At 42.1% G+C, this 17,586-nt stretch carries 14 protein-coding genes and 1 tRNA gene; 9 read left to right on the top strand and 6 right to left on the bottom strand.

The window, feature by feature from the left end; genetic code table 11:
• Nucleotides 1-301 precede the first annotated feature (301 nt).
• The 4 genes from DMZ48_RS02265 (at nt 302) to DMZ48_RS02250 (ending at nt 8,384) form a co-directional block, all read left to right on the top strand.
• Nucleotides 302-2,338, top strand: a complete 2,037-nt coding sequence (locus DMZ48_RS02265) for an adenylate/guanylate cyclase domain-containing protein (protein ID WP_162558650.1) — start codon at nt 302-304, stop codon at nt 2,336-2,338.
• 87 nt (nt 2,339-2,425) lie between these two features.
• Nucleotides 2,426-4,273, top strand: a complete 1,848-nt coding sequence (locus tag DMZ48_RS02260; RefSeq protein WP_143953472.1) for a sigma 54-interacting transcriptional regulator — start codon at nt 2,426-2,428, stop codon at nt 4,271-4,273.
• A 175-nt stretch (nt 4,274-4,448) separates the two neighbouring features.
• Nucleotides 4,449-5,000, top strand: a complete 552-nt coding sequence (locus DMZ48_RS02255) for an OsmC family protein (RefSeq protein WP_143953471.1) — start codon at nt 4,449-4,451, stop codon at nt 4,998-5,000.
• A 72-nt stretch (nt 5,001-5,072) separates the two neighbouring features.
• Nucleotides 5,073-8,384: a 4Fe-4S binding protein gene (locus DMZ48_RS02250; protein ID WP_143953470.1), complete on the top strand. Its 3,312-nt coding sequence runs from the start codon at nt 5,073-5,075 to the stop codon at nt 8,382-8,384.
• Between the two features lie 298 nt (nt 8,385-8,682).
• Here the strand turns inward: DMZ48_RS02250 and DMZ48_RS02245 are convergent, their stop codons facing one another.
• Both DMZ48_RS02245 and DMZ48_RS02240 read right to left on the bottom strand, forming a co-directional pair.
• Nucleotides 8,683-9,315 (bottom strand): nitroreductase family protein, encoded by a 633-nt coding sequence (locus tag DMZ48_RS02245; RefSeq protein ID WP_143953469.1) that lies wholly within the window; start codon nt 9,313-9,315, stop codon nt 8,683-8,685.
• Nucleotides 9,316-9,552: 237 nt separating this feature from the next.
• The gene (locus tag DMZ48_RS02240; protein ID WP_143953468.1) at nt 9,553-10,191 is read right to left on the bottom strand and encodes a hypothetical protein; all 639 of its coding nucleotides are present in this window, start codon (nt 10,189-10,191) and stop codon (nt 9,553-9,555) included.
• Between the two features lie 344 nt (nt 10,192-10,535).
• Between DMZ48_RS02240 and DMZ48_RS02235 the strand changes: the two genes are divergently transcribed.
• The 3 genes from DMZ48_RS02235 (at nt 10,536) to hemG (ending at nt 12,453) form a co-directional block, all read left to right on the top strand.
• Nucleotides 10,536-10,612, top strand: a tRNA-Ile gene (locus DMZ48_RS02235).
• A gap of 260 nt (nt 10,613-10,872) precedes the next feature.
• Nucleotides 10,873-11,709: a hypothetical protein gene (locus DMZ48_RS02230; protein ID WP_143953467.1), complete on the top strand. Its 837-nt coding sequence runs from the start codon at nt 10,873-10,875 to the stop codon at nt 11,707-11,709.
• 174 nt (nt 11,710-11,883) lie between these two features.
• On the top strand, nt 11,884-12,453 hold the full coding sequence (gene hemG / locus DMZ48_RS02225) for a menaquinone-dependent protoporphyrinogen IX dehydrogenase (protein WP_143953466.1): 570 nt from the start codon (nt 11,884-11,886) through the stop codon (nt 12,451-12,453).
• Between the two features lie 55 nt (nt 12,454-12,508).
• Here hemG and DMZ48_RS02220 read toward each other — a convergent pair whose 3' ends face one another.
• The 4 genes from DMZ48_RS02220 to DMZ48_RS02205 form a co-directional block, all read right to left on the bottom strand.
• Nucleotides 12,509-12,922, bottom strand: coding sequence for a DUF2541 domain-containing protein (locus DMZ48_RS02220; protein ID WP_143953465.1), 414 nt, complete (start codon nt 12,920-12,922; stop codon nt 12,509-12,511).
• A 90-nt stretch (nt 12,923-13,012) separates the two neighbouring features.
• Nucleotides 13,013-13,240: a tautomerase PptA gene (gene pptA, locus DMZ48_RS02215; protein WP_143953464.1), complete on the bottom strand. Its 228-nt coding sequence runs from the start codon at nt 13,238-13,240 to the stop codon at nt 13,013-13,015.
• Between the two features lie 30 nt (nt 13,241-13,270).
• Nucleotides 13,271-13,645, bottom strand: coding sequence for a DUF4260 domain-containing protein (locus DMZ48_RS02210; protein WP_143953463.1), 375 nt, complete (start codon nt 13,643-13,645; stop codon nt 13,271-13,273).
• A 183-nt stretch (nt 13,646-13,828) separates the two neighbouring features.
• Nucleotides 13,829-14,635 (bottom strand): alpha/beta hydrolase, encoded by an 807-nt coding sequence (locus DMZ48_RS02205; RefSeq protein WP_143953462.1) that lies wholly within the window; start codon nt 14,633-14,635, stop codon nt 13,829-13,831.
• 221 nt (nt 14,636-14,856) lie between these two features.
• On the opposite strand from DMZ48_RS02205, the gene DMZ48_RS02200 reads away from it, so the two are divergent.
• The gene (locus DMZ48_RS02200) at nt 14,857-15,318 is read left to right on the top strand and encodes a (2Fe-2S)-binding protein (RefSeq protein ID WP_143953461.1); all 462 of its coding nucleotides are present in this window, start codon (nt 14,857-14,859) and stop codon (nt 15,316-15,318) included.
• Complete coding sequence (locus DMZ48_RS02195; protein ID WP_242009080.1) at nt 15,315-17,498, top strand: molybdopterin cofactor-binding domain-containing protein; 2,184 nt, start codon at nt 15,315-15,317, stop codon at nt 17,496-17,498. Before DMZ48_RS02200 ends, DMZ48_RS02195 begins: the two co-directional genes overlap by 4 nt.
• Nucleotides 17,499-17,586 lie beyond the last annotated feature (88 nt).

Below are 17,586 nucleotides of genomic sequence, written 5' to 3'. Positions count from 1 at the left end.
CATTTAACACAATTTTATCTATTAAAAGATAGTTGGATAGCTATAAAACTGACCATCTGATATCGCTACGACTATGTCAGGCAATTTTCAGGTGTGCTATACACTTTTGAATGAGATGAAGACTTCATACGATGAATACACATCCCTATTTTCTTTTAAAGATCGAAAGAAACCAAAGCGCAACCTATTCCGCTAAGATGGTGGCCTATTCTGTAAAGTAAGGCCGATTAAAATTAGCTGACCTATCATGATAAACAATTCACTATCTTTAACTTACAAGACCAACCTATCCGATCTAATAATGGCAGAAAAGAGACAACTGGCCGCCATAATGTTCACCGACATTGAAGGGTATACCAAATTAATGCATCAGAATGAAAGCGAAGCGGTTCTGATCCGCGAAAAACACAGAGAGATCTTTAATACCCTGACAGGGAAGTATAACGGAAAGATCATCCAGTATTTCGGCGATGGTACGCTAAGCATATTCCGAAGCAGTGTAGAAGCCGTAGCCTGTGCCATTGAAATGCAACAAGCCTTTCAGGAATCACCGGTCATCCCTGTTCGGATCGGTATCCACGTAGGGGATATTATCACTTCCAAAGATGATATAATCGGAAATGCCGTTAATATTGCCTCCAGAATTGAATCCTGTGCCATTCCCGGCAGTGTACTGATTTCTGATAAGGTCCATGACCAAACCCGAAATCACGAACAATTCGAATTCAAATTCCTGGATGCCTATGAGCTGAAAAATGTGGAGGGCACCATGCCGATCTTCGCTTTGGCCAATAAAGGTCTGACTATTCCGGATGCCAAAAAAATCAAGGGAAAACTGAGATCAGGAAGCATCCGTTCGGGAAGACCTAAGAAACTTTCCAGAGGAGGACTCATCCTGATCATTTCATTACTTATAGCATTGGCTTCGATCATTTATGTAGAATATTTGAGACCGGCAGCCCGGGAAGGAGACTTTTCCATCGCCGTGCTTCCTTTCAAGAACCTCAGCAATCAGCTGGAAAACGACATTTTTTCCGATGGAATCACAGAGGACATCCTTACGCAGTTGTCAAAGCTAAAAGATATTCACGTGATCTCAAGAACATCGGTGATGCATTATAAGAACTCTTCCAAGACCATCCCCGAAATCGCGAAAGAACTGGGTGTTAATTATGTGCTTGACGGAAGTCTTCGAAAATTCGGAAATGACATCCGGGTTTCGGCTCAACTTATCGATGCCAGAAACGATGAGCATATCTGGGCTGATAATTACGACCGGACCCTGGTTAATATACTTTCAGTACAGGCCGAGGTTGCGCAAAAGATCGCCATGGCACTGGAACTGAACATCAGTAATGAGGATATTGAAAATCTTGCTACGATCCCCACAGAAAACATTCAGGCTTATGAATTCTTTCTCAAAGGCAGAAATGAAGCTGATAAAAGAACCCGCGAAAGTATCGCCAAGAGCATTGAATATTACGAAAAGGCTATCGCCATCGATACAAACTATGCGGAAGCCTATGCTGAGATCGCGAATTCCACATTTCTTCAAACGTATTACGGAGGTGCTGATCCAGAAGAAGCAACAGAAAAAGCGGAGATCTACCTGCGGAAAGCCGAAAAACTTAATAATAAACTTACCCGAATCTATACGGTAAAAGGATTATTACTTAATCATCAGAAACAATACGAAGCCGCCAAAGAGGCTTTTGAAAAAGCGATCAGCCTATCGCCGAACGATGTTACCGCCAGATATCAATACGCCACATTTTTCTACTACACAGATCAGTATGAGCGTCAATTGGAACAAGCTGAGATTGCATATAAGCTCGATCCACTTTCGTTTGCTGCCGCTACCAATTATTTTAGCGCCCTTATATTCAATGCAAAGTATAAGGATGCTGAAGACCTTATCGGAAAGATTGAAAATGAATATGAAGAAGCCGACAGGTTTACGATGAACAGGTTGTATATGCGCCTTTATATGTCAAAACCTGATTATAAGAAAGCGATTCCCGTATTAACCGAACTGGCCGAAGATGACCCTGCCTATTTCCGCTTTCTCGGTTATTCCTATGGTCAGACTGGCGACACGTTGAGTGCGTTAAAGACTATAAAGGAGATCAAAGCGAAGGATGGCAGCAGATTGGAAAACCATCGAATCGCAGTAGTCTTCGCCGGAATCGAACTCAACGACAGTGTTTATTATTATTTAGATACAACCAGAAATAAAACGACACTTTTTAATGACGATCATCTGTACTTCTTTAATTATTTGAAAGGAACAGAACGCTATAATCAACTATTAAAAGAACATGGCATTAGCGAACCATGATGAATATTCAGGCGAAAGCAACCAACATTCAAGAAAAGCGGATTATTTCTATCTTTATAAAAATGGTACTTCATCCTTTCTGTTATCATGGCCGATAAACAAGTAAATGATATCTGTAGCTTTCTTTCTAAAACTTCATTGTTTGCAGAAGTGGCTCATGATTCCCTGTTTCGCTTTTGTGAAATGGCCTCGATCATCACTGTAGATAAAGGCGATGTCATCTTTGAAAAAGGAGATGAAGGCGATACCCTCTATGTTATTCTGGAAGGCAAAGTCATGATTCATGACAACACCCATATTTATGGATATCTGGAATCCGGGGAGTGTTTCGGAGAATATGCCATGATCGACAGACAACGCAGATCTACCACCGTAAGTGCAGCGGGAGACAGCAAATTTATGACTGCCACACGCGAAATATTTATGGAATTGATGGCTTCCGATCAGGGATTTTCACAAGGCATTCTATCGGTACTCATCAAAAGACACCGTGATCTCGATATTATTCAGGAACAACTGGCAACCTCCGGGAAAGCCCTTGAAAATGCCAACCTGCGTATGAATACACTGATCAATGGCGCCATGGATGCCATTCTTATGTTCGATAAGAATTTCAGGATTGTTCATACCAACCATGCCGCAGAATCAATACTGGAAAATAGCGATGTCTTGCAACGAAATATTCTTTACTTCTTCGATGAAACTTCCTCCACCGTACTAGAAGAACAGATCCGTGACAAATTTGAAAAAGTAGCTGCCAGCGACAGCATTTTTTTCAAATTCCCGCTTAAGGTGATCGGCTCCAACGACACTACCGCTCTCTGTGAAGCTACGCTCAGCAAAAGTGGCACCGATTCGGAAACGTTTTATATCCTGATCCTGAGAAGTATTGAAGAGAGACTCAAGAATGAAGATAATATACGTCTCCTCACTTCACAGACGCAATATCTGGAAAATGAAATACGTGAACTCACCAACAATCATGGCATCATTGGAGAAGCTCCTTCAATGAAAGAGGTCATTAAAATGATCGGTAAGGTAGCCAGAACCGATGCCAATGTATTGATCACAGGAGAAACGGGTACCGGAAAAGAATTGGTTGCACGAGCCATACACCATGAAAGCCATAGAAATGCACACCCCCTTATACGGATCAATTGCGGTGCTATTCCGGAGAATCTCATAGAAAGCGAATTGTTCGGACATGAAAAAGGTGCTTTTACAGGAGCCGTGAGTAGTAGAAAAGGTAGGTTTCAGCTGGCCGACAAAGGCACCATCTTCCTGGATGAGATCGGTGAACTTCCTTTGAATCTTCAACCCAAACTATTAAGAGTGATTCAGGAACGGGAATTTGAACCGGTAGGAAGTTCTGAAACCATCAAGATAGATGTTCGTATCATCGCCGCAACTCACCGTGATCTGCTCGAACGTTCCCGTCAGCATGAGTTCAGGGAAGATCTTTACTATCGTCTCAATGTTTTTCCGATTAAAGTACCCCCACTCCGCGACCGTGGTAACGATATTTGTTTGATCGCAAACACGATGATAGCTCATTATACTGCTAAGATGAATATCCCGACATTCAGCTTATCGGAAACCGACAGGGAACAATTACTCGCCTATTCATGGCCGGGAAATGTCAGGGAATTACAAAACCTGGTAGAAAGAGCAGTAATACTGGCTGGCTCAGGAAAAGTGCACTGGCATACCATACTTCCGGGTGCTTCCAAACCATCGGATTCTGTTGCTCCCGCCGAAGATACAATACTTACCGCTGAAGAAATGCAGGCATTGGAAATTAAGAATATCCGAAAAGCCTTAAAGCGAACATCCTGGAGAATATCCGGCAAGAACGGAGCAGCTGCGTTACTGAATATTCCTCCCACCACACTTTCGTCCCGAATGAAAGCACTTGGGATCTCAAGACCCCTTTAATTTCACGAGATCTCATAAATAATCTCACGAAAATTCGTGAATACACGAGATTACGTGAGTTCTTCAAATCTATAAAAACCTTCGAAACCCCTTTATTTACTGGGTTTTATCATTTTTGGCACGCAAATGGTTTTATGAGTTGCAACAAAATTGTTCAACTTTAAATTTAATCAAAATGATTGCATCAAAAAATGTTAAAAACGGAGTAAACGTAGATCAACTGGTAGAAACCATCGGACACATTCAGGAACAGCCAGAACTGGCTAAGTTCGAATTCAGAGCAAAAAATAACTGGATCGATGGCGGACATTGTGTTAGTAGTGTAAAAGGGTTCTATGGAGCCGGACAAGAAGACACTACCCGCAAGGAAGTGTTCACCATGGAATGTGACCACCCGAACGTATTACTTGGAAATGACCTTGCGGCCACACCTGCCGAAGTAGTTATGCATGCTTTAGCTTCCTGTTTAACCGGAGCGATGACCTATCATGCTGCTGCCAATGGAATCGAAATCGAAAGTGCTGAGTCCAGCCTGACTGCAGGATGTGACCTGCACGGATTCCTGGGACTCGATCCGGAGGTGCGAAAAGGTTTTGACGGTATCACCGTAAAACTTAAAGTGAAATCTGACGCCACTACCGAACAACTTGAAAATCTTGCCAGATTTTCACCGGTACTCGACATCATTACAAATCCGACACCGGTAAAGATCGAGATCGTTAAGTAAGCTTACAGTAAAAAATGGTCGCCCGTAAGCGACCATTTTTTCTTTCCCCTCCCATCCTTTAGCACTAAAAACATGAAAACAACAAAATATACCGTTACCAGCGCAAATCATGCGGTTGCCCGAATCGCCTATCAAACCAATGAGATCATGCCGGTTTATCCGATCACACCGGCCACACCCATGGCTGAGATAGCAGAAGAATGGTATGCCGATAAAACACAGAACTGCTTTGGAAACGTTCCTGAGGTCATCAGCATGCAAAGTGAAGGCGGAGTAGCAGGTACGTTACACGGAGCCTTGCAAACGGGATCCCTGGCCACAACTTTCACCGCTTCGCAGGGGTTATTATTAATGTTACCCAATATGTACAAAATCGCCGGAGAACTCACTCCCAATGTTATTCATGTAGCGACAAGAACTATCGCCACCCATGCACTCTCAGTGTTCGGAGATCATTCTGATATCATGGCTATTCGTCAATCGGGATATGCAATATTAGGCTCATCCGGTGTTCAGGAAGCCCAGGATATGGCCCTGATCGCACAGGCAGCCACCCTACGGTCACGGGTGCCATTCGTGCATTTCTTTGACGGCTTTCGCACCTCTCATGAATTCAATAAGATTGAAGTGGCCGATAATAAAATTATACGAGCTATGATAGACTCAAGTGACATCACAGCACACAGGAATCGTGCGCTCTCTCCGGAAAATCCAGTGATCAGAGGTACCGCACAAGGCCCTGAAAGCTATTTTCAAGGTCGTGAAGCCGCTACAAAATATTATGATTTATGTGCAGGCATCGTTCAGGAAACCATGGATTCCTTTAATAAACTTACAGGAAGAGCATATCAGATCTTTGAATACCTCGGTCATCCAAAAGCAGAAAACCTTATCATTTCCATGGGGTCTTCTACTGAGACTATAGCAGCAACCATCGCTCATTTGAATCAAAACGGATCACGATATGGTATGATAAGAGTAAGGCTCTACCGTCCTTTTAGCGCTGAGCATTTCCTGAAAGCTATTCCGGCAACCTGTAAAAATATTGCAGTACTTGACAGAACGAAAGAATCGGGATCCACCGGAGAACCGCTTTATCTGGATGTCGTACAAACACTTACCCATGCCTTTCAGGAAGGCAATCAAAAGACCCTTCCCCGTATTATCGGAGGCAGATACGGACTCTCCTCCAAAGAGTTCACCCCTGGAATGGTAGCTGCGATCTTTGATTCTTTAAATTCCGGTGAAATTAAGAATGGCTTTACCATAGGAATTGACGATGATCAGCATCAAAGCCATATTTCAGAAAAGCCTATACCAAACCTCCATACCGGTAATGATGAAATAATATTACTTCATGGCAGAAAAGAAGGTGATCTGAAAGGACTACAGTATCTCACACAAAAATTAGGAACCAACAGGTACGTACAGCGTTATACCGAATGCGATTACATCAAATCATTTCCAGTGCTAACTTCCCATATACGAATTGCCAAAGAACCGGTTAAGGCACCCTATCTCATCGAGGAAGCTAAGTTCATTCTCTGTAGTGAACTGCATTACTCTCAGATAAAAACACTACCGGGACGCATGCGCGAAGGAGGCGTTTTGATCATCAATGAAGCATTAAAATCAGAATTCAAGAAGGGATGCTCCCAGGAAGTTCTTTATGAATTCAATAAAAAACATGTGCGCCTTTACAGTATCGGTCAAAAGAATGCTAGTTTAAATGCGTTGTTCCTTGCCGTATTGGAACTGATCGATAATGATACAGTTCCCACATCCCTTAACAAGCTAGTGCTTACAGACCCTGGTCAGCAACAAGAAAGAAAAAACAATACACCGGTTACGAGTCCCCGAACCTTGATGGAAATACTACTGGCGGGAGAAGGAAATAAAGCTCCTGTCGGTATGTTTCCGGTTGACGGAACCTATATAACAGACAATACCATTGCATCCCTGACTTGTAATAATGGAATGATCCCCGATTGGGATCCAGAGGCCTGTATCCAATGCGGCGCCTGTACGCTGGCATGTCCACAAGGCAGTATCCGGGTTAAGGTATTTGATCAGGATTCTGTAAAAACACCCGTTGGATGGAAATCAGCTCCGGTCAATAAAAATTATGCAATGACCGGTTATGACCAGATGACCATACAGGTAAATCCAGATCAGTGTACAGGATGCGGTAACTGTGAAAATGCATGTCCTGCAAAGGCTTTGATGATGACCGCTAGAAAAGGTGATCAGGAAGAACAAATGGAAAATTGGAAACACTTCGAACAGTTACCCGAAATTGACAGGACCGAGATCGAGGCGACCTATCTACCCCTACAGCAATTACAGGAACCCTTATTCCGCTATCCGAAATGTGACCCCGGTTGCGGTGAATCACCATATATAAAATTGCTGACACAAATGTTCGGGGATCGGCTTCTTATCGCCAATGCTACCGGATCGAGCTCAATTTTCGGAGGAATCCCATCAGCGTTGCCATGGCGCAGTAATAAAGAGGGTAAAGGGCCGGCATGGTCAAATTCATTATTCGAGGATAATGCTGAATTCGGACTCGGCTTCAGATTATCTGCGAATTCCAGGGAAAGAGCTGCACGAAATCTGTTGTTACAAATGCTACCGTTTCTGGATTTCGATAGGGTCTTCGATCTGTTGGAAGCGGACCAATCAACGGAAGAAGGTATACGCCAGCAGCGAGCTCGCGTGGAGCGACTGAAAATAGCATTAAAGGATAGTGACCACCCCCAGGCAGGAAATTTACTTAGCCAGGCAGATGCGCTGATAAAGAAAAGTATCTGGATCGTTGGTGGTGATGGTTGGGCTTATGATATCGGCTTTGGCGGACTCGATCACGTTCTGGCTTCTGGAGCGAATGTTAATATCCTGGTGCTGGACAATGAAGTTTACGATAATACGGGAGGGCAAGCCTCCAAAGCAACTCCTGCAGGTGCAAAGGCACGCCTGGCTTCCAAAGGGAAAAAACAGGCAAAAAAAAATCTGGGTGCCATGGCGATGCAATACGACCATGTTTATGTAGCCTCAGTATCTATGGGTGCCGATCCGGATCAAATGTTAAAAGCATTTACTGAGGCTGAGGCTTATGACGGACCTTCGATCATCATTGCTTATTGCCATAGTCAGGCTCATGGCATCGATATGAGTGATCCATGGCCCTACCATAAAGAAGCAGTTCGTTCGGGTCGCTGGGAATTATTCATCTCAACCCCACAAGAAAGCAGTGCCAAAAGAGTAAAATTTAGTGGGCGAAATGAACTTTTAGAAAAAAAAGAGAAAAATTTTTATAGATCTGAAAAAAGATTCAGACATAATGAAAGGTCGGTGGCATCCTATTTGAACCTTTCTGAATAGCACCTTAGTAGTCTGATAGTAAAACGAATATGCTTATAATAATCGTTCCCTAACTTTTAAAGATATCTTATCAATTTCGAATATTATATGAATAAATATTAAATTTATTGTGAAATTATCTGTTATTTACGGAATTCCGTAACGAAAAACGCGTAATCTTTTTAATATTTGTTAGTATCAAATTTGATTTTAAAATAAACACTGCGTTTAGTGCAATTACTAGACGAGGTTTGGGGGATGAAACTCCCGGTGTAAGCCGGGAGTTTCTAATTTATAAGTTGTATGAAATGATCGAATGTTAATCGATCTCTACAAAGAATTCATCTTTAGGCGTACGAACTTTTTTCATATTCACCAACCAGTCGTTGTCCGCATCACGGTAACCAAGGGTAAGCAAAAGCGTACTTTTAAGTCCGTATTTATCCAGTTCAAGGATTTTATCCAATTCCTCCGGAAGGAATCCTTCCATTGGAGTAGCATCAACTTTTTGTTCAGCCGCAGCAGCGATCGCCATAGCGAAAGCTATATAACTCTGCTTTGCAGCATGCGTTGCCTGCCATTCTTTCCCAAGGGGTTTATAGAGACCCATCAAACGCTCCTTATACTCATCCATAGTGCTATGTGGAAGTCCTCGCTCATCCATGGTATAGTTGAATACGGAAGAAACACGCTCTTCGCTGTAACCATCCCATGCTGCAAAGACTAACAGATGAGAACAATCGGTTACCTGGCTTTGATCCCAGGCTATTCCTCTGATCTTTTCCAGTAATTCAGGATTGGAGATCACAAAAACCTTGTAGGGTTGCAATCCGGATGATGAGGGAGATAAGCGGGTAGCCTCCAGGATATAATCAAGTTTTTCCTGAGGTATCTTTTCCCCGTTCATCTTCTTAGCGGCATAGCGCCATTTCAAATTATCTATAAGACTCATGATTCAGGTTTTTAATTCGGGTGCAAAATTAACTCCTTTTAAGGATAGAAATCAGAAATTTACGTTAAGAAAGGACTATAATGAACTATACCTTATGATAGTAACTATGAATCAATTGTGGTGTTAGTAGTGCTTATAGAACTAAACATCAAGCAACACCGCTATCGTTTAAAGCTATGAGTATAATAAAAAAGTCCGGAAACAATTATCCGGACTTTATAAAATGTTATATTAGTTTTAACCCGTATAAGGTATACGTCTGGTTACTTTTCGCATCAGGACATTGATCATGTCTTCAGAACTGGAACCCAGGCTACCTGATACTTTCTTATTATAATTCACCACCAGCGTTTCATCAGCGGTATGAACGATATCGAGATTAATTACGCCTTTGTTGGTAGAACCAAAAAAGCCAAATAATGCTCCAACAACAATGCTGGCACCGTCAGACATTGGTTTAGAGGTTTCAAGGTCTCCCATAACCAGAGCATCTACACCTAGCATTGCCCCCAATTCACCGGGCAAATATTTATCTAAATTATGAAGATCAACCCCATTTCTCTGTAGAATCGCATTTGTCTTTTGCGGTGACAATACTTCAATACGCATATCACCTCTTTTCTTGCGTTTTAGAAACCATGAATACATAGCCCTTTGAACGTCCAGGCCTTCGGCTTTTTCCATTTCTACCAATTGTTCAGCGGTAAGTTTCTTCATGGCATTTGGACGTAACTTAACTTCCACATCAAAAGGTAAAATTGCGATAATGTTAGTTTCTGCTACATAATGTTCAGCATCTTCATGAACATACAAATGGGTCTGACTGTATCCATATTGCAATACGAATACAGAGAAAAGAAGTAAAAATTTTCTCATTTTTAGGTATTTATTTATTGAATTCAGGCTAAATATAAAGCATCATGAACTACTTTCGTAAATATTTTCTTACTCTGCAATAAAGACTTATTAACAATTCTGATTTCATGAAAAGTGTAAAATTTGCTATGTGATTGATTTAAAGCAGGTAATCAATAGAAATATCCTTAATATTGGTTATCCGTTAGTTTTACAATTTTCTTAGATTCGCAATAATTTTTAAAAGATCATTTTAATTAAAACCTTGCAGTAGTTTAAAAATAGTAGTAATATTGCATCCGCTTTTCTCCTTCACTCCGGTTAAGGAGTCAAATAGCAAAAGTTCTTAAATAACGATATTTATTGGTCCTATAGCTCAGTTGGTTAGAGCACCTGACTCATAATCAGGTGGTCCCTGGTTCGAGCCCAGGTGGGACCACCAGTAAAATCAAGCCTTCCCGAATGGGAGGGCTTTTTTGTTGGGGTTCATCTGATTTTGTAAAAAATCATCTTTTCATTATCTACCCTAAGGAAATCACACTCAAAACTTTCCATTATACATTTCAAATTACTTAAGAATTTCCCTTCCGGATCTTTTACGCTTATGACTGGTCATTAGAACAATAAGTCTAAAAACATTTGTGAATTAATCTGAATTCTTTTATGTATTTTTATAGGTAATCAACTATATTTCAGTATACAATGAAACAATTTACAGTCTTTTTCGGAACCTTATTTTTACTTTTCATAAACATAAATATCTATGCGCAAGAGAATGTAGACAAGGTCTATATGTTAAACGGTGATGTCAACGAAGGAACGGTAAAAGCCATCGAAGCCAGCTCGATCACGTTTATTTATAAAGGGGAGACTTTAGAGTACACCTTTGAAAAAGCTAAGATCAGTAAGATCGTCTTTGCCAGTGGCAGAACTCAGGTGATCAATGAAGCGGCCCCGGCAGCTGCTACCACAACGGCACCTATGGGCGATTCAAGAAATAAACTGGCGGTCATACCCTATGTTATGATCTCAAATGAAGGATCTTTGACCACGCGGGAAATGAGTGAAGATATTCAGCATACCACGGTAAACTCCTTTAAAGAGAATACCCGTGGAATCCTTATCATGGATCCCATGACCACCAATGCTTTGTTATTGAGGAATAATCTGAATGCGGAAACTATCAAAACAAAACTGCCTCAGGAAGTTGCAAAACTTTTAGGTGTGGAATTCGTAGTGTATGGAACTGCGAATATCAACTTTGAAGGCACTTCTACTTTCGGGAGCACCAGCACGACCTATAAAGACAAAGAAAAAAAAGAGGATAAAGAGAAAAAGAGTTCCGGTAAAGAATTCAGTAGTACCAGCACCTCAACGCTTACAAAATATGATACCACGATCGAAATGAACATCTTCAATGATCAGGGTCAGAACCTTTACAATGTGAAACGAAACGGATTTGGTTCGTCCCTTGACCAGTATCAAAGTACGATCAACTATCTGGTTAAACGCTGCCCTTGGGGAACCAAAAACAAGTGAGAACCAAATAACTTTATAAGTTTAACTGTTAGATTCAGAATCTAAAAGAAGTTCCAATCCTCTTAGTCTTGCCTTAGGTTCGGAGGTGATTTACAACGCCTTTAATTAAAATCACGCCCGTATTGATTTATATCAATTTACATCCGGTTTTTATTGAGTTACTTTAAAATAAAAATGAAAGTTTTAATAGTATATGGCACCTCAGAAGGACAAACCCGCAAGATCGCAAGATTTATGGGAAACATCCTGGAACAAAAAGGTCATAGTGTTGAGATCTGCGATGCGACCATGGACCCGCCGTCGGCAGATGACTTCGAAGCTGTGCTCATTGGAGCCTCTATTCATATCGGACATTATCAAAGTGGTGTAACCCATTATATCAAAAAGCATGTTACTGCGCTAAACAAAATGCCCGGAGCATTCTTTTCTGTTTGTCTTGCTATTGTTTCAACACTGGAAGAAGAGCACAAGGAGGCAGTACGAATCGCCAATGAATATTTGAAAGATACCGGATGGAACCCAATGCTGGTTGAACATATTGCCGGCGCATTAAAATATACAGAATACAATTACTTTAAAAAGCTCATCATGAAGATGATCTCTAAAAAAGAAGGTCGTCCTACCGATACCAGTCATGATTTCGAATACACCGATTGGGATCGGGTAATGGAATTCTTAAACGAATTTATCGATAAGAGTGAACGGTATAGTATCAAACAAAACGTAACTGAAATAGAAAACTAAGAGTGAAATGGAATGCACCTTTCTTCAAAGAAACCTGCATTCACTTTTAGCATAATCAATCATCATCTCCACCTTTCTTGCCCCAGATCTCTACCTTGGCTCGCTTGTTGGTCACAATACTTCCCTTGGAATCATATTCCAATTCGATATATTTGATCTTTTCATCCTTATCGGGAACACTGTAATTCAGGGAAGACATCCCTTTAGTCATTACTCCAATACCCTTAGCATCGTATTCCTTTTCCTTTCCATTGGCCATTACGATCTTTATACTTTTGATCTGTACCGTTCCCTGTACGCAGGTAATCTTGATCTTGTCTACCGATTTTTCCTTCCCGGAAACAGAAACTTTATCCTTTTCAGTTTTAAAAGCGACATACTTATCCGCCAGTTTGATCCAATTATCTCCCTGGGTATAACTCACGAAAGTGGTGATCAAAAAAAGTGAAACAACTAAGAGTGTCTTCATGATATAAAAATTTGATTATCAGATTAATACGTAAATCAAATTTAAAGAAAATATTTTCACCAAAAAACACTTAAAGAACTGTATTTCAACCTACAATGGATTATACCCAGGCTTTTTATAAAGGCTGTCCATTTTAGGGAGAATCTCCTCGCGATATACTTCCTTCCATTGTTCCGGTTCCACTTCCTCAAAGGCAACGGATACTGAAGCCTCCGAATTTCCCATGATCTCCATGATATCGGAAACGATCGCCTTTGATAGTGATTCTTTTTGTTCCTCCGTTTTACCAGGATATAATTTAATCGTGATATGTGGCATTCTATATAATTTTAATTCTTGTAAATGTATTTATTCGTGTCCGCGCTGATCAGAATTCTTTCCTATCCAGCCCAGGTGGGTGTGATGAAAGCTATCGTTATACTTTAAGCCATAACCAAAGATCCGGTCAAATGCTGAGTGCGCCAGAAAAATCAAAGCTGTTTCCAAAATTATGTCGGATGTCGTCAGAATTCCAAGGCCTAATACGATCCCCAGCAAACCCTGATGATGCAAAATATTATACGTAACTGCACCGATCTTCGGATTGATCAGGTAACCTAAGAATCCAAGGTCAGGCACGAAAAATAACAAGGCAAAATATCCCCAGGAAAAATCTAAAAAATAGTACGTTACCACATAGAGGATCAAAAGCCCCACCCCTTCCAGCTTCAATAATGATTTCATGATTTTATAAGATTGATTTCTAACCATGAAGATACCCAAAAAAACCTGAGCCTGCGAAGAACACTACCACCACAGGTCACTCCAGCATTTAGGGCTAAAGGACTTAAATAGCGACGACACTCGACGCCGCCGAAGGCAGGAGATCGTCACTTTCAGTGCGCAGCAGACCAAAAGATTAAAACCCTACAACCCATTCTTAATAAACTTAAGCAATATCGGAAATGCCGGATAGGTCATTCCATGGTCATAGCCTTGCATCTCCATAATATCCACCTCCGGATGCCCAACCACCTTAAGCATACGATAGAAATAGGCATTCTCTTCATAACGTCCCAACATTTCCAGTTCCCGGTCGCCGGTGATCAAAAGGGTCGGTGGGGCATCTTTACGCACATGATACAAAGGCGCAAGGGAATCAACGATCGCCTGAGTGCCGGGAATTCCTCGTTTTTCACGCTCTGTAAAATGTGTGATGGTATGTCCGCTGAAAGGAATAAGCCCTGCCAATTGATCTGCCTGTACTCCATATTTTTGCAGCCAAGATCTGTCAAAACCGATCATGCTTACCAGATAACCTCCGGCACTATGCCCGCTGACAAAGACTTTATTTGGATCTCCATTATATTTTGAAATATTTTTTATCACCCAGGCAACCGCTGCAGCCGCATCATCGATACAGTCAACCACCTCGACCCTGGGTGAAAGTCGGTAGCCAACGCCAACAACGACAACCCCTTTTTTGGTAAGCACCTCGGGCACTTCCCGGTGTCCTCCGGTGAGTCCGCCACCGTGAAACCAAACAACGACAGGAGCATCCTCGACAGCTACGGGATAACTGATATCGAGCAGACATTGTTGTTTCGAATAATCATCTCCATCCTGACGATAAGACAATTCATGAACTTCTTTGTATTCGGTATTTTGTGAAAGAACGGGAGTTATAATAACTATAAAACAGAAAAGAAGGGTACCCTTGATAATTTTTAACATTACTTATTTTTTTAAACTGACGTAATTTACGAAAAGACTTTGTTGATGTCCTAAAAATGATTTGTATCACTAAAAAGCCCTGTTAAAACGGATACCAACAAAATGCAATCTGCGATACTTATCCTCTGAAAACTCCAAAAATGATTTTCAAAACCTGAGCCTTCCCGTCACTTGTTTATCGTTCTAGTTTTCTGTAAATTATGATGTGAAATTCTGATTCTATGGAAACCATTGAAATTAAGGTAAACGGTGAGACACATACCATCACCGCTGACCCCAATACGCCTTTACTCTACGTTTTACGAAACGAACTTGAATTGAACGGACCCAAATTCGGGTGCGGACTCCAGCAATGTGGTGCCTGCATGGTGCTTATCGGCAGTCAGGCACAACCTTCCTGTATGCTACCTGTATCTGCGGTTTCTGGAAAGGATATACGAACACTTGAGGGTTTGGTTTCAAAAAATGGTGACCTGCATAAAGTTCAGCAAGCCTTTATCGACGAACAAGCGGCTCAATGTGGCTATTGCATGAACGGTATGATCATGCAGGGGGTTTCTATTTCAGAGCAAGAGCCCGAGGCCGATGAGCGACGAATCAGAGAACGATTACAGATCAATATCTGTCGTTGTGGTACACACTGTCGTATTCTAAAAGCCATTAAAAAATCTATAGCCCCATGAAGTATTCGAATAAGCCGGGACGCAGGAATTTCATGAAACAACTGGGCAGTGTAAGTATTGGATTTTCACTATTTGGAAGCCTTAGTTGCTTAACTGAAAACGAAAAGGAGCTGGCAATGGTGTTCGAACATACTCCAAAAAACGAACGTATCGATTCCTGGTTGCAGGTGCTGGAAGATGGTAGTATCGAAATCTACACGGGTAAGATGGAGCTCGGACAAGGCATTTCTATTGCGATCATGCAGGTCGCTGCAGAAGAGTTGAACATTCCTGTTTCAAGGATTGCGATTCATCTGGCAGAAACAGGGATCACTCCGGATGAAGGGATCACAGCAGGAAGTCGTTCCATTGAAACTTCCGCCATGTCGGTCAGGCAGGCGGCAGCCTGTGCCAGAGAGATTCTGATGGAGATCGCAGGAACGTCTATGAAATTACCCGTAAATGAATTGGTATTAGAAGACGGACAAATACGCGGACGAGAAGAAGTTAAAAATTTTCATGAACTGTTACAGGGAAATCAGATAGAACGCGCTGCCTATGAACCAAAAGAATATTATGGCAAAACCCAACGGAATATTGTAGGTAAACCGGTAAAAAGACCGGATCTTGAAAAGATGGTCAGGGGTGAAACCTTTTACATACATGATATGCGATTCCCGGAAATGGTCCATGCCCGGGTTGTGCGTCCTCCGGTTTACGGAGCCGTTTTGCAAAGCATTCGGCAAGAAGAGCTCGACCTGGAACCGGGATTTTTAAAACTGGTACGATCAGGAAGTTTCCTGGGTATAATCACCGAGGGTGAATACCAGGCAGTACAACTCCAGCAGAAAATGACCGATCGCTGTAAATGGTATGTCACCAAAGAACTGCCGCAATACGAAAACCTTACTAATTACATTAAATCCTTACCGGCAGACACACAAACCGATGTAGAAAACGGCAACTTAGCCGAGGCACAGCAAAATGCTCAGATCACACATAAGGCCGTCTATTCCAAGCCCTGGATCATGCATGGTTCGAATGGCCCCTCTTGTGCGATCGCTTTATTTGACAAAGAAAAATTGCATATCTGGTGTCATAGTCAGGGTGTTTATCCATTGAGAGAGACCATTGCAAAAATGCTGAATATTCCAGTCACCGATATACACATCAAAGGCGTACCCGGCTCCGGATGTTATGGTCATAATCCAGCCGATGACGTGGCTGCTGAGGCTGCGATCATGGCTATGGAGTTTCCCGGCAGACACATACGTCTGCAATGGATGCGACAGGAAGAACATGCCTGGGAACCTTATGGTACTGCCATGCTAATGGAACATAAAGCGACCCTGGATTCCACCGGAAAGATCACTTCCTGGAACTATGAGCTTTGGAGTGACACACACAGTACAAGGCCCGCGAACGGCGATCCTGCCAATCTCCTGCCGGGCAGGTATCTTGACAAAGGTTTTGAAGCTCCACAAGGCGGCGGATGGAGAGGCGGAACCATCAGAAATGCAGAACCCTTATATAGTCTCGACAACTTTAAACTTACTTCTCATAGTTTCAGTGGTCCGCTCCGGGTATCGGCATTACGAAGCCTGGGTGCCTATGCGAATATATACGGAATCGAATGTTTTATGAATGAACTGGCCGCAAAAGCAAAAGCCGATCCGTTTGAATTCAGAATACGACATCTTAACGATGAACGGGCGATCAACTGCCTGAAGGAATTACAAAGGATGACGACTGCCGTAAACCCCGAATCTGGCGAAGGTTTTGGAATTGGTTTTGCGAGATATAAGAATAGCGCATCCTATTGTGCCGTTGCTGCTTTGGTGGGGTTCTCCGAAAACAAACCCGCGATCAAACACATGTGGGGCGTCATCGAAGCCGGAGAATGTATCAATTCGGACGGCCTGAAGAATCAGACCGAGGGCGGTATGATCCAATCCGCCAGCTGGACGTTGATGGAACAGGTCACCTTTGATCGTGAGCATATTACCTCAACCGACTGGTATTCTTACCCAATGTTGCGGTATCCGGAAATACCAAAGATCGAAGTTACAGTGATCGACCGCCCGGATCTACCCCCCTCGGGCGCAGGTGAATCGGCACAGGGTCCCACTGCCGCCGCTGTAACAAATGCGCTGTTTAAAGCTACAGGATCAAGAATTCGGGATCTCCCATTATCCAAATGATCCCTTATATATAATTCTTCCTCCCTAATCACTCCATTTGATGCTATAATTTCCCATCATCCGCCAAGGCAATTTGAAAAGATGAGCC

Source organism: Robertkochia solimangrovi (genome assembly GCF_007279655.1).
Lineage (GTDB): Bacteria > Bacteroidota > Bacteroidia > Flavobacteriales > Flavobacteriaceae > Robertkochia > Robertkochia solimangrovi.
The sequence above is the reverse complement of the archived record's forward strand: the minus strand, read 5'-3'. Positions and strand labels throughout refer to the sequence as shown.